This is a genomic window from Anaplasma marginale str. Florida (assembly GCF_000215485.1).
GTDB classification, from domain to species: domain Bacteria; phylum Pseudomonadota; class Alphaproteobacteria; order Rickettsiales; family Anaplasmataceae; genus Anaplasma; species Anaplasma marginale.
The window spans coordinates 1-13,672 of the sequence record NZ_AFMS01000025.1 but is presented as its reverse complement, the minus strand read 5'-3'; the positions used below and the strand labels follow the sequence as shown (position 1 = coordinate 13,672).

The 13,672-nt window shown below is 50.8% G+C and carries 12 protein-coding genes; 7 read left to right on the top strand and 5 right to left on the bottom strand.

What is annotated here, in order from left to right; translation table 11 throughout:
- The coding region (locus GAC_RS00790) for a HAMP domain-containing protein (protein WP_458796998.1) at positions 1-1,109 on the bottom strand (1,109 nt) is incomplete at its 3' end.
- Positions 1,110-1,150: 41 nt separating this feature from the next.
- Positions 1,151-1,426, bottom strand: coding sequence for a cold-shock protein (locus GAC_RS00785; protein ID WP_010262787.1), 276 nt, complete (start codon positions 1,424-1,426; stop codon positions 1,151-1,153).
- 395 nt (positions 1,427-1,821) lie between these two features.
- Between GAC_RS00785 and GAC_RS00780 the strand changes: the two genes are divergently transcribed.
- The 4 genes from GAC_RS00780 to ccmA all read left to right on the top strand — a co-directional run bounded on the left by GAC_RS00780 (position 1,822) and on the right by ccmA (position 5,261).
- Positions 1,822-2,658, top strand: coding sequence for an SDR family oxidoreductase (locus GAC_RS00780; RefSeq protein ID WP_010267078.1), 837 nt, complete (start codon positions 1,822-1,824; stop codon positions 2,656-2,658).
- 98 nt (positions 2,659-2,756) lie between these two features.
- On the top strand, positions 2,757-3,314 hold the full coding sequence (gene dcd, locus GAC_RS00775; RefSeq protein ID WP_010262785.1) for a dCTP deaminase: 558 nt from the start codon (positions 2,757-2,759) through the stop codon (positions 3,312-3,314).
- Position 3,315: 1 nt separating this feature from the next.
- Positions 3,316-4,602: a UDP-N-acetylglucosamine 1-carboxyvinyltransferase gene (gene murA / locus GAC_RS00770; protein WP_010267075.1), complete on the top strand. Its 1,287-nt coding sequence runs from the start codon at positions 3,316-3,318 to the stop codon at positions 4,600-4,602.
- A 32-nt stretch (positions 4,603-4,634) separates the two neighbouring features.
- Complete coding sequence (gene ccmA / locus GAC_RS00765) at positions 4,635-5,261, top strand: heme ABC exporter ATP-binding protein CcmA (protein ID WP_011114135.1); 627 nt, start codon at positions 4,635-4,637, stop codon at positions 5,259-5,261.
- Positions 5,262-5,402: 141 nt separating this feature from the next.
- Here the strand turns inward: ccmA and panB are convergent, their stop codons facing one another.
- Positions 5,403-6,236, bottom strand: a complete 834-nt coding sequence (gene panB, locus GAC_RS00760) for a 3-methyl-2-oxobutanoate hydroxymethyltransferase (protein ID WP_012658825.1) — start codon at positions 6,234-6,236, stop codon at positions 5,403-5,405.
- Between the two features lie 34 nt (positions 6,237-6,270).
- On the bottom strand, positions 6,271-7,248 hold the full coding sequence (locus GAC_RS00755) for a COX15/CtaA family protein (protein WP_241759980.1): 978 nt from the start codon (positions 7,246-7,248) through the stop codon (positions 6,271-6,273).
- A gap of 406 nt (positions 7,249-7,654) precedes the next feature.
- On the opposite strand from GAC_RS00755, the gene GAC_RS00750 reads away from it, so the two are divergent.
- Positions 7,655-8,410, top strand: a complete 756-nt coding sequence (locus GAC_RS00750; protein WP_012658824.1) for a DsbA family protein — start codon at positions 7,655-7,657, stop codon at positions 8,408-8,410.
- A gap of 9 nt (positions 8,411-8,419) precedes the next feature.
- Here GAC_RS00750 and hisS read toward each other — a convergent pair whose 3' ends face one another.
- Positions 8,420-9,712 (bottom strand): histidine--tRNA ligase, encoded by a 1,293-nt coding sequence (gene hisS, locus GAC_RS00745; RefSeq protein WP_010262775.1) that lies wholly within the window; start codon positions 9,710-9,712, stop codon positions 8,420-8,422.
- Positions 9,713-9,829: 117 nt separating this feature from the next.
- On the opposite strand from hisS, the gene purC reads away from it, so the two are divergent.
- Positions 9,830-10,558 (top strand): phosphoribosylaminoimidazolesuccinocarboxamide synthase, encoded by a 729-nt coding sequence (gene purC, locus GAC_RS00740; RefSeq protein WP_010262772.1) that lies wholly within the window; start codon positions 9,830-9,832, stop codon positions 10,556-10,558.
- 224 nt (positions 10,559-10,782) lie between these two features.
- A complete protein-coding gene (locus GAC_RS00735) occupies positions 10,783-13,629 on the top strand; it encodes a hypothetical protein (protein WP_241760094.1) in 2,847 nt (948 codons plus the stop codon).
- Positions 13,630-13,672 lie beyond the last annotated feature (43 nt).

Below are 13,672 nucleotides of genomic sequence, written 5' to 3'. Positions count from 1 at the left end.
CCTGACAGAACGGTCTCGATAAATTCTTTCCTGCTGCTTATTTCCTTGTATGCTTTTTCGAGCTGTAGCCGCTGCGCGCCAAGTTGCTCAACCATGCCGTTAAATGCCTCGATCACAGTGGACATCTCTTCGTCTACAACGCCTGCCTTGCCGTGAATTTTGCAATCAAAATTGCCATCCTGAACCCGTTTAGTGGCCGACAGCAGGTGGGATAAAGGACCGACAACGCTTTTGGAGAGACCAACACCCAGCCACACTGACACAAATAGCAGCATGAGAAATATGAAGAGGAATGCCAGTGAAAATTGAACTTGCAGCACAGACAGCTGGAGCCTCGCATTTTTCCGATAGCTGGACGTATCGTAGGCGCAACCGCTGCCTCCGGGCAGGGCACGTGCCATAACAACGTGCGTTATTGACGGAGCATGTACTGGCACTACTGCATACACTAATGCATTCTCAACAGGTGCTTCTTGGGCTTTCCCGCCGTAAGACCTACCCACGGGAGAAGTGATATCGGGCAAGAGACTAGACATGCTGGAAGCGAGCACCCCTTCTCGGCCTATAACAAGCACCTCTGCAAAACCGAACAGAGCGGCACCCTCACGCACCTTACTGTCGGAGCCATAAGGCAAGTCACCTAGATATTCAACGAAACGCGACGCATCAGCAGCCAGCATCGCGGCGAGGTACTCACGTTCTCTGCCGAGCGCGGCGGCGCAGCAGGAGGAAACCGCAGGCTCCACAATGCCGTGAAACCACGCACGGGCACCATAATCGAAAAACAAGGACGAAAAACCAGACACAAGAGCAGCCGGCACCACACCCACAACTACAAACACGAGCACCATACGAGCTTGGAGTCTGAAGCCCAGCTCCCCCTTTCTGTACCGTATCCAGGCACGAACCATACCGTAGGACAGCACGGCAAGCAAGAGCAGGAACAGCAGGAACCCGGCCAATAGAGATCCAGGAACCTTACCCGGAACTACATACCAAGCAAAAAACGGATCCGCAAACAGGACCAAGAGTACCGCACCAAGCGCCAACAGGGAAAGGAGAACGCCGGACGACCCTAAGCTGCGAAGGATCACCCAAAAACGCTGCAACTCCCCCCCACTTAAACCTCATGAGCAACTAGAAATCCATCCTACTCAGACAGCACCTCCAAGTTCACAGCAGAGACCTTGCCATTACTCTCGTCTAGCTGGTATCTCACCCTCTGACCCTCTCTGAGGTTGTCAATTCTGCTCCTCTGCAACGACGTAATGTGGACAAACACATCCTTGTCGCCCCGCCCAAAGCTGGCACCACCGGACTTGCCATCATCAGACCCATCCTTGCAAATGAACCCATATCCTTTCTCCACGCTAAACCACTTAACATGACCGGTGTAGAACGCCTTCTCATCCACTAACTGAGACATCAAAAAACCTTAAACAATCAGACAAACAGCCACAGCCAACCCGGAGACCACATCCCCGCTGAAACCCTAGGCGCCCTGAGGTTAGCCTCTAATGTACGGTATTGCAAGCGAAATATTATTTGCCCACACCATTCTGGCTATCAGTGCTTCAAATCATGAAAATGTAAGCTGCTCGAAATGTACTTGTGCGTAGCCACATGGAAGGCATACGTGTGTATGCTGGCCGCATTTAGCCCACCGGTTGCACAACACCCATCCCCAGAGGCGTACCAGCTGCAACAGACCGCGAATAGTTAGCGCCCAGCCAGTCCGCTAAAATAACTAGACTCGTAGTGCGGCAACACTTGTGGCCCACAACAAATGTGCTACACTGCTGGGTTTAGTCCTTGATTTATATGAGCCACTTATTTTGTTTTGGGTATGGGTACACAGCAAGTTTTCTAGCAAAACAGCTGCTGGAGCTGCGGTGGAAAATCAGTGGCACTTATCACACGGCAGACCGCAAAGAAGGGTTTGTCTCCCTTTTTAGATACGGAGATCCGGAGCTGGAGCACATACTGCGTGATGCATCACACGTGCTAGTTTCAATCCCCCCTTCTGGTGATGATGTGCTTGCTAGGTACGCAACCGCGCTGCGTTCCGCAAAATGGGTTGGATACCTATCCGCAACTAGCGTGTATGGCGACCATGAAGGCGAATGGGTGGACGAAACATCGCTCACTCGCCCTGCAGAACATTCAGGCATTGCGAGATTACGACATGAAAACATGTGGCTCAGCTCGGACTTACCTGTACACATATTTCGCCTCTCTGCGATATATGGCCCCGGTAGAAGTGTAATAGAAGGGCTACTGGGGGGAACAATATCACCCAACCATGCCCAACGTTTTTCCTCGCGCATGCACGTGGAAGATATAGCCGGCACGATACTCGCCTCAATGTTAAACCCAAAACCGGCAAGCATTTATAATTGCGCGGATGATCTGCCTTGCAGGTATGCCGAAGTTATAGCATACGGGGCCTCACTTCTCGGGTCAGAAGCCAAAATGGGGCCGGAATTGAGTAGTGTGTGTAGTAACGCCGCACATGCGCACTTTCCTGCACCAGAACGTAGAGTTAGCAATGATAAAATCAAGCGTGAGTTGGGCATCTCACTGCAGTATCCCACCTACAAAACCGGCTTGCAAGCCATTCTACGCGCACACAGCGATAGCTCCTCGTTGAGCCACTGAAGCCATAACCCATATCGCTCAGCGAGTTTTAACTTGCGTCTACCAAGGATTGATTGTAGAGTGCGGTACCGGACTGTTCTGGGCACTGGGGGTGTGCTATGTCGGCGATGCCCGACCATTGGATAAAGGAAAAGGCGCTGAAAGAGGGGATGATTTCCCCGTTTGTGGACCATAAGGAGGAAGCGGGAGTGCTCTCGTATGGGCTTTCCTCGTATGGGTATGATGCTAGAGTTGACAGCAAGTTTAAGATCTTTGCCAACACACATTCTTCCATTGTGGACCCCAAGAATTTCCCTCAAGACAGTTTCATAGATAAGGAAACGGATGTTTGCATAATGCCGCCGAACAGCTTTATGCTTGCGAAGACCGTGGAGTATTTCCGGATCCCCAAGGACGTTATTGTGATATGCGTGGGCAAGTCTACTTACGCTAGGTGCGGGATTGTCGTCAGCGTAACTCCATTAGAACCTGGATGGGAAGGCTACGTGACTCTAGAGTTTTCCAACACCGCCCCTCTACCTGTTAAGGTATACGCGTTTGAGGGTGCGTGTCAGTTCATCTTTCTTGCTGGGAATGAGCGGTGCAGCATATCGTATGACCAGGTCAATGGGAAATACATGAGGCAAGGTGGGGTAACGCTGCCTATAGTGAGCTAACGTGGTAGAAGCTTCATTGCGCGTTAGCGGCAGTACAAACCCCATCAGCGGCAGGATTGTAGCAAACGGGGCGAAAAATTCTGCCCTACCCATCATGGCCGCCTGCCTCCTGCTCAATGGGAGCGTTGTCTTGGCTGGCATGCCTGATCTGCGTGATGTTACCGTTATGAGCGAGCTTATAACCTCCTTGGGAGGGAGAATAAGCTTCTTGCGCAATACAAAAGAGAAGGCAAACCATAAAGTAGAAATCAACTGCGACAACCTGCACAATTGGGCAATCCCGCATGAAATTACATCGCAAATGCGCGCTTCCTGCCTCACTTTGGGCCCTATACTCACAAGAATGGGCAGGGCAGAAGTCGCTCTGCCTGGGGGCTGCAGCATAGGTAGCCGTCCGCTCGACATGCATATATGGGCATTGCAAAAGCTGGGCGCCAAGGTAGAAGTGTGTGGGAACTACGTAAAATGCTCCTCGAGCGGTAAACTCGTTGGATGCCATATTGACTTCCAATCCGTAAGTGTGGGCGCCACTGAAAACGCGCTTATGGCAGCAGTTATGGCGCATGGCACAACAACTATAAGTAACGCAGCCATTGAGCCCGAAGTTGCCGACTTGGCGCATTTTCTAGTCAAAGCCGGGGCCCAAATTTCCGGAATAGGCACTAGGACTTTGCAGATCTGCGGGGTACAACAACTGTCCGGCCCCAGCCATACGATAATACGAGACAGAATGGAGGCAGGAACCTACGCACTGGCTGCAATATCAACTGGGGGTAGCGTGCACATTGCTGGAGTAACGTCCGAAATGCTTGGGTGCTTAGCACATGAGCTTGAGGGTATGGGAGGGAAAGTTACCGACGTGCCGGACGGTCTTGTGGTATTGCGGCATAGCCCACAAATTAATCCGGTGGTTTTGCACACAGCGCCCTACCCGGGCTTTCCCAGCGATATGCAGGCTCAGTTTGCAGCAACGGCATGCCTCGCTAGGGGGACATCGCAGATCCATGAGCACGTTTTCGATCGCAGGTTTTCCTATGCGCGGGAGCTCGCCAAAATGGGCGCTGATATACACGTGCAGGGCAACACGGCCAGTATTAGGGGAGTTGATAAGCTGCATGGAGCATCTGTTCAGGCACCCGATTTGCGAGCATCGGCAGCGCTCCTGATAGCCGGACTATCGGCCCAGGGCGTTACAACCATAAGCAACGTACAAACTCTGTACCGCGGATATGAAGCAATGGAAGAGAAGCTGCGTGCTTGCGGGGCGGAGGTTGAACTTGTACGCTAGTTCACAGATATTAGATGCTGCGGGGACGCCAGATGTTAGAATGCTCAGATGTGTCATGCATACGAGGCGACAGGCTGCTGTTCGAGAATCTCAGCTTTGTGGCAAAAGGTGGCTCTATCACGCTGGTGGTTGGCAACAACGGTAGCGGAAAAACAACGCTCCTCAGAACCATAGTGGGGTTGATACCAGCAGCGTCCGGCAGTGTCCGGCTTGATGGTGAGGACATCACGATTTCCAGTAAGTGCATTTTGCAGATTACCTACGTGGGCCACAAGTCCGCTTGCACAGGCAATATGACCGTTCAGGAAATTCTGGAATTTTGGGCACAGTGTAGGGGCACCGGCGAGTTGATTGATGCAGCAGCGTGCTTTTTCGGATTGTATCCAATACTCGACGTAAGGTTCAAAAATTTGTCTTCAGGATGGCAAAAAAGGGTTGCTCTATCGAGATTGTTGGTATCAAACACACGCGTCTGGGTGGTGGATGAGCCATTTTCAAATTTGGATCCAGATGCAGTAGCCTTGGTGCAGAATTTAATATTAACCCGCGCGGAGCGGGGAGGTATTGTTATACTAGCAGACCATAAGAAGAATGACCTCTTTACCGACGCACAGATAGTACAAATACCCCCCACAGACTGCGGCACACACAGTACATGAGCAACATTAGCATTATTGAAGTTACGCACTGTGGCCCAGGAACTGCCTTAACCTCGCAGCACCATCAGTGAGCAGCACCCCTATAAAGCCGCCGTATACACGTGTGGATAACGAACAGCCCTCAGCTACTTGCACAAATGGTCATTGGGCGTGATGAGGGTGTGCACGAAACACACGTAAGTGCGGCCCGTCGCTGTAGCAATGTTCATCCCCGGGAAATTCACTACACTTCACTGCGCGCACATAGCCGACCACGGCGTCTTTTATCGTGTGCTCGAGGTCAGCAAACCGTTTTACGAACTTTGGATAGCGTGATGATTGGCCTAACATATCATCAACAACCAAAATCTGCCCGTCACATGCGTTAGAAGCCCCGATGCCAATGGTAGGTACCGGCAACTCCTGAGTTAGCTCTGCAGCCAGGGACGGGCTTATGCACTCCAGCACAACGCAAAACGCACCGGCTTCGCACACCGCTTTGGCGTCTTCCTTAATGTGCTGACGTGAGCTGTCAGTCTTGCCTTGGCACTTGTACCCACCCAGCTGATTGAAATGTTGGGGCATCAGGCCTACGTGACCCATAACCGGAATTCCGCGTGCTACCAAAAATGCGATCTCTTCCGCAACACATACCCCGCCTTCTAGCTTCACGGCATCGCACCCGGTTTCACTCAAAATACGAGATGCATTCTTGTACGCAAGTTCCGGAGTGTAATAGCTGGCAAATGGCATGTCTACCACAACCAAAGCCTTACTACGCGCCTTTACAACCGCCTTGCCGTGCGCAATCATTATATCTAGCGTGACAGACAATGTGGACTCCATGCCATACACGGTCTGTCCGACGGAATCTCCCACGAGGATAAGATCGCAGTGCTCATCCAAAATACGCGCCATCGGGAAAGTATAAGCGGTCAGGCAGGCGATTTTTTCCAGCCCCTTTTTCGCCTGTATGTCTAGTATATTCAAAAGCACCCCTGGTTAGCGCACATAAACGGAGCGCGCCGGGTTACGATATACCAGCGTGGCCAGAAATGCAAGTACTTCCTTCGCGTCTTAGCCTACACAACATATGTACACCTGCTGCAAGCGTAACAAAGCCGAATACCTGATGCATCGCGGCCAGAAATATATGCACAACGCTAACCAAGGTTGCCACGCCGAGCAAAAACTGCAATGCAACACACGCAAGAAATAGCCAAGCACCGCGGGTCTTCAGCCAAAACGGTAGTGGTGCCGCACATACGACGATAAGCACAGCAACTAGTCTGTGCAAAAACTGCACTGCAGTAACATCGTGCAGAAATCCGCCGTGCCATAATTTGGCTGAGAAAAGCGACTGCGGAATTATCGCGCCGTCCATCAGCGGAAAAGTATTGTAGGTCAACCCTGCATCCAACCCGGCCACTAGCGCGCCTAAAACCATTTGTAGCACCGTTAATCCAACAACGGCCGCCGCTGTAAAGAATCTGGCATTGGTTGTTGTCGTGGTGCTGCGCACCCCTGCACAGCGCAGGAAACTATGCCACAGTATTGAAAACAGCAAAATAGTGAGAAACAAATGCCCCGCTAGCCTGTAGTGACTGACACGCGGGGTATCAACAAGCCCACTTTTCACCATAAACCACCCCATGGCTCCCTGCATGCCCCCCAGCAGCGCAACCATAAGCAGTTTCGCGACCATGGCTCGGTTTATTCGCTTGGTTATGGCAAAATACGGTATGGGCAGACAAAACACCGCCCCCAAGGCCCTGCCAAACAACCTGTGTATGTATTCGATGATGTAAATCCGCTTGAAGTCATCCAGCGAAATATCTGCCGCCCTATGCCTGTACTCCGGCGTTTGAGCGTATTTCTCCTTTTCACGCAGCCAGGCCTCATCACCAATTGGGGGAACAACTCCCACAATGGGCTGCCACTCGGTTATCGAGAGCCCAGAGTGAGTCAGGCGGGTTATGCCGCCAATCACCACCATAAGGAGGGTCATGGAGCAGCACACCCCTAACCACACGGTAACACCAAAATGTGCCTTCATGTTTTTATGACTTCACAACAACCGGATAATTACACGCATGCGCACAAAGCACAATTAATTTTGGCCGAAATTTCCCACAACCCCACACATTTTGGCCAGCACCCGAGGACACACAGCTAGGTTTGAGTGATAGGCGCGGCGACACAAAACCCAAGTGCGCGAGTTCACACAGCAGTGCTAAGGCGCCAATCGCGCGTCACAAGGCTGTATCCGCTCCGAGGGGAGCATGTTTTTGATGAGATACCTATTCCTAATCTTTAAAGTTAGCCGCGTGGCCACTTGTGAGAGGTAGTCTTGACTATGCCGTAGGTCTGTGCTAGTAGCACCCTTGTTGTAGGGTTTAGGCTGGGGTGCCGTCGTGGCTAGGATTTTTTGTTTGTTGAGTCTTGTAGTATTGGTAGCAAGCTTCCCGTTGATCAGCAAGTTCGTCTCTGGAGTTAAGAGGCAAGATCGGGAAGAGATTGAGGCTATGATAGAAGAATACATATACAAAAACCCGAACAAAGTTATAGCTGCGCTCAGTAAGGGACAGGCAGCCATGAATGAAGCCGAAATGCGGAAGAAGGTGGCGGAAAATAGAGCGGCACTGGATGATGTTTCTTACCCCTCGTTCGGAAATAGAGAAAGCAGGGTGCTACTGGTGGAGTTTTTTGATTTCTCTTGCGGGTATTGCAAGTCTATGCTTTCACACATAAAGCAGCTGCTTGAAGACGGGAAAGCCCGCATAGTATTTAGAGATCTGCCAGCACTTGGAGAAGCTTCCACGCTTGCGGCGCGTGCAGCGCTTGCGGTGCATTTTATCAACCCGGAAAAATACGTAGATTTTTACTATGCGGCCCTTGGCCACAACAAAAGGTTCACAGATGATGGAGTCGTAGAGATTGCTGAATCTATAGGCGTTAAAGGGGAAGATCTCAAGAAGTCTCTGGAACAGAATGGCAGTAAAATCAATGCCATGATTGACGCTACTAGGGGCTTAGCCGAACGCTTGAACATTGGCGGCACTCCCTCTGTGGTAATTGGAGACACGGTGTTGGTCGGGGTCAGTGATTTGCAGACACTGCGTGATTTAATACAGGGCGCCACGCGCAGTAGTAAGGGCGGCAAGGGATAATGCGGTTATCTACTCTCCGGCGCTGCTGAGGGCCGCCCGGTTGTTGCCTTGGGCGTTGCTCTCCATACCCGATACGTAGTCCCCAAGGTTGCTTATGCTCACCGTCTGCTGTAGCCCCGTGTCCATATGCCTGCAGAGCACTTCGCCTTTGGCAATTTCTTCGTCTCCCAATATCAACGCTAGATCAACACCAGACCTGTCAGCGTGCTTGAGACCAATTTTGAGTTTCTCTACCACACCATCACATAGAACTCTTATGCCCCTACCCCGAAGCTCATACGCAGAGCGCATTGCGCACCTCGCAGCTTCTTCCCCGAGAGGCAAAAAGGCAACCGAGAACCGTGTGCTATGGCTATAGGCCGCCAAAGATGCCAACCTTTCTACGCCTCCGGCAAAACCGACTGCTGGAACGTCACCACCACCCATTGAGGCAACGAGCTTGTCGTATCTACCGCCGGCAATTACTGCATCTTGCGAGCCCAGACTAGTAGTTTTAAATTCGAATACCGTTCCACAGTAATAGTCAAGCCCTCTAACAAGTCTGGGATTCACAGTGTATGGAATGCCAAGGTTGTCCAATTGCTGCATAACGCCATTAAACGTCATTTTAGATTCGTCATCGTAAAAGTCTGCAATAACCGGGGCACCACAAAGTATGGCGATGTCGCCACGATCTTTAGAATCGAGAATACGTAGGGGATTCGTCTGCAATCTTCTGCGGCTATCTTCAGATAGCGCATGTTCATGCTTCTCAAAATACTTCAGTAGGCTGTTCCTGTATTCTAAAACGCTGTCCTGGTTGCCTAAGGAGTTTATTTCCAGCTGCACCTCACTGCGAAGATTGAGTGCACCCAAAATATCATACGCCAGCGCCATGAGCTCCGCATCTGCAGTACATCCCGCACCAAAGTGTTCGTAGTTGATCTGATGAAACTGCCTTTGTCGACATTTTTGCGGCCTTTCGTAGCGGAATACCGGACCAAAAGTAAAGAGCCTTGCCGGTAGGGTAAGCCGCTCACATATTAACATTCTGGCAACTGCAGCGGTAAGCTCAGGCCTTAGAACAAGTACGTCGCCACCCCGATCGGGAAAGGAATACATCTCCTTCCCAATGATATCTGAAGAATCCCCCAAAGTTTTGAGAAATACATCTTGAAACTCAAAAATGGGCGTTTCTACCGGCACGAACCCGTACCTTTCCCCAATATCGTGGGCAACATCGCGTATATGCCAAAACTTATAGCATTCCTCCGGCAAAAGATCCCTAGTGCCCCTTACAGGCTGCAATTTACCCACATTCATACAAAGCCCCAGATTGACATAACTAGGCCGCCGCTACGGCCCCAGGTACATAGCTACTTGTACATTCTTTTGCAAAATTATCAACTGAATGTAGAATGATGCGATTGGAGAGGTACAATGCATACCGAGCGCGAGGCCTTATACGAGGGCAAGGCCAAGATTATATTCCCAGGCCCCGATTCAAGTTCTGTGGTGCAGCATTTTAAGGATGATATTACAGCTTTCAATTCACAAAAGAAGGACATAATACCCGGCAAGGGTGCGGTGAATAATCGCGTAAGCTATCTTATAATGCGACATTTAGAAAGCCATGGAATAAAAACCCACATACTTGGTTTTCTAGATGACAGGGAACAGCTAGTCAGAAGGGTTGATATGATCCCGATAGAGGTCGTAGTACGCAACCTGGCATGCGGCAGCTTTTGCAAAAGGTTTGGCGTGGCGCCAGGAACGCCGATTCTCCCACCCGTAGTGGAGTTTTACTACAAAAACGACGCTTTGTCTGACCCTATGATGACTGAAGACCATTTGGTCAGTCTCGGATATGCAACCAGCGGCGAAGTTGGTCACATCAAGGCGGAGTCACTGCGCGTGAACACAATCCTTCGTAAAGTCATGCGTGAGGTCGGCATCGTGCTCGTGGATTTTAAGCTGGAGTTCGGTAGGCTGCAACAGGCAGATGGAGAAATTGTGCTCGCCGATGAGATTAGCCCTGATACATGCAGGCTTCACAACGCATCAGATGACGCGGTGTTGGATAAGGACCTATACCGACTAAATCTAGGCGACACGCTTAGTGGTTATGCAGAAGTTCTGCGAAGAATAGAGAGCCACATACCCGCATAGATGGCCATTTACCAAGTTATTGGCGCCCAAATACACCACACGTGCACTTCTCGTGTACGTTAATAAATAAGTTAATATTTATTGACTTTTTAATAGAACACCACTACCTGTATAGCCTAGCGTAACCTTCGTTTGGGACTGGAATGAATAGACAAGCCTTTTTGACAGAACTCCGCAATGCTCGGGATTCTCTTGACCTGAAAACAATAGAGCATGCCGCTAGAATGTCTAGCTATGTCGCGGAGACGCTCTCAAACAGCGAACTAACGGACCTGAGGAAACAATGCGCAGAGACGTTCACGGAAATCCGAATCAACCTGGTAACAACCAATAATACACCCGCGTTAAACAGCTATAATAAGTATGTCAAAGACGTGTTAGCAAGGGCATTGTCGGCGCTGTACGCTACCATCGCGCTGCACAGGAATAAGCAGTACTCAACCCCATACAAGAGCATCAGTCGCATACTTGCCAGTGGTGTCCCAAACGCAGAAAAATACATGCTACTCCTTATGGAGTTCACGGAGGCTTTACGACCCACTAGAGTTAAGTGCTTTCCTGAATCACACACAGGCACGTCTGTAGGGAGGGTGCGCACAACAATCATGCAAAATGTGACGCAATTATACGTTCACGGCGCAGAACATGATCAGTACGTAGGTCGGTTGCACGAGTGCTTGTTAAAAATTTTGGACAAAACTCCCTTCCTGTTAGCAACTTGTGAACGCATCACATTGGCAAGAGCGTTGTTAGCGCGCATTTCAGACATATTAAACGTGGATGAGCCATCTCGCCAAGGGTCTGCACACGAGGAAAGTTTGCAGCTGCAGTACCTGGACTTTGTAACCAAAACTGCTCTATCGTTGCGCCACAGGAGCAAGATTGCTGCGTCGTGTGGTGCGCAAGAACCGGAAATGAGCCCGTTATATGTGGCTAAGCTTTTTGAGATTATTTGCAGCACTACAATCAGCAGTCTGATGCGGCACCGTACAGAATATCCCGGACTGCGGGCAACATCAGAACAACTTGTGTGCTTGGGAAGAGACATTGCCGCTTCTGGGTTCCTGAATGCAGAGCAGTTGGCAGTCTTTAGCGAGGTACACCTTCCACTGGTCGAACATCTGCGCGGACTTTGTAAGCAAATGGATAAATACACCAGGTACGCCTCACAAGGGTGGTATAGGGAAGCCGCACAAAAATGGCACAAGGAGATTGTCCCACTGTTGCGCGGGGTTTCCGTCCTTGCACACGCAGCACAAGTGCCTGAAGAAAATGACACGCAAGGTGGCGACAAAATCTTCCAAAAAGTTCGCTTGAAACCGATTTGCCAGCTTAACATCCTGCCTACAAACTCGCATGATATTGCTCGGTATAAATACCATAGACGCTGCATAGACAGGTTTTACAGTGGGCTCTTACATCTAATGTGCAACGTGCACTTCCTCGACAGTGTAATGATCCAGCTAGATGAAAAAATATCGCGCATGTGCCGGGATTCAGGAACTAGATACGCAGCTCTGGACAGTGATACCCTTACCACATCCATACACCGCTACCTTGGCACTTTACAAGGTGCAACACATACAGCAGCCGGAGAAGTGACAAATTCCCACACACTTATCGAGACTGCTGCCGCACTCTTATCCCACGCACTAGTAATGATTGACGGCCATCACATGTCTAGAACCCCCGGCAGTTCGGCATATGAGCAGCATAATCATATGCAAAGTACGATTCGTAGCTCGGTTATCGAGAGCGAACACAAGTTCAGACATTTGGCAGAGTTGAAGCGGCACATGGCGTCCTGCGCTCTCATGGCCCCACCAAGACAGCAATCTGCATATGTAGGGGCCTCGTGTATTAGCATGCAATCACATTTACCAGGCACATCTTCGAGCACATATATTACTCAGGCGTCGCACTTACCTTCCGCTACTGAACGCAAACACACCTCCAGCATGCTACCATCGGTGCAGGGAATAGCCGTACCACAAGTACAGCAAAACGTAGCTACACAACATGCAAATGCGGCACAATACGGCGCAGGCCCCGAATCCCGTGCAGGCGGAAGCGTGACCGGAAACGCGCATGGATTCCAAAACATGCAGGCACACGCTACAACATATGTGGCCGGCTACGTACCCTCGCAACATGCAGTCCAAACTGCAAGTGGTACGCGCGGGCAGAGCGGGGCAATATCATACCATGGGAACACGGGCTTTTCTGGCAGCGAAACTTTTGTAGGCAACCCTACCCAGTTACAAGCAGCACACACGAACTACAGCGCCGCGTATACGGGCTCAACACACCCTGGCCAGCAGCGTAATATCGACCTGGTAGCACATCCAGTCACACAGCCGGCAGTAAACCCTTGTTGGTGGGCAGGCAGCAACACCGGCCACGCAGTGCACACCCAAACTACGAGCAGGCCAATAATTGCACCAGAATTAGCGGCACACACCAGAGCTGAGGTCACACAAGGCTTAAGTGCGGTTGAGGTTGCTACATACGGCCCGGTGCCAGTGGGTATTACTACACAATCTGCAACCCCACATCCGCAGTTTGGTGATGCACCAGATAGTGCATTGCTTGAAGTACACTATGTAAACCAGGCAACGCACAATGATACCAGTTTTGGTGTCGAAACCAGTTCGCCTGGCGCCACAACACAGCGAATGTACGCACGGAACGGTCGTCTAGGTGAGCGGCATAGTTGGGCTCCATATCAAATAACTTGCAGGCGTGGTTCAGAAGCCTCGTATCCAAACCCAGGTCCAAGTACAACTTTAACCTTCGCAGCGCCACCGCGGAGCATAACCGCCCAAACAGCACATGGATACGCATTTGTGCGCCCGGATGGGTATGAAGACAATAGCGCAGCACTGAGAGTAAATGACTGCACTCGGGGCACACTTACCTCCGCGTCGTGCCAGGACCAGCCTATGGCAGCGTATGCCGAGTATACATCGTCTGACTCCACACAATCGGACACGGATTCATCCCACAGCCCAATTCTCGTAATTGACGAGGTAACCCCGGCCATCACTCAGGGACACACCAAAATTGCATAGGGAAGATTGAAGTACCAGCGGGTGAGGAGCAAGAATTTGGCAA

Excerpts from the sequence above, each read along its gene's own strand:
- ccmA (WP_011114135.1), top strand. The coding sequence starts at position 4,635 with ATGTTAGAATGCTCAGATGTGTCATGCATACGAGGCGACAGGCTGCTG.
- purC (WP_010262772.1), top strand. The coding sequence starts at position 9,830 with ATGCATACCGAGCGCGAGGCCTTATACGAGGGCAAGGCCAAGATTATA.
- GAC_RS00785 (WP_010262787.1), bottom strand. The coding sequence starts at position 1,426 with ATGTCTCAGTTAGTGGATGAGAAGGCGTTCTACACCGGTCATGTTAAG.
- GAC_RS00755 (WP_241759980.1), bottom strand. The coding sequence starts at position 7,248 with ATGACCCTCCTTATGGTGGTGATTGGCGGCATAACCCGCCTGACTCAC.
- GAC_RS00735 (WP_241760094.1), top strand. The coding sequence starts at position 10,783 with ATGTCTAGCTATGTCGCGGAGACGCTCTCAAACAGCGAACTAACGGAC.
- dcd (WP_010262785.1), top strand. The coding sequence starts at position 2,757 with ATGTCGGCGATGCCCGACCATTGGATAAAGGAAAAGGCGCTGAAAGAG.
- GAC_RS00780 (WP_010267078.1), top strand. The coding sequence starts at position 1,822 with ATGAGCCACTTATTTTGTTTTGGGTATGGGTACACAGCAAGTTTTCTA.
- hisS (WP_010262775.1), bottom strand. The coding sequence starts at position 9,712 with ATGAATGTGGGTAAATTGCAGCCTGTAAGGGGCACTAGGGATCTTTTG.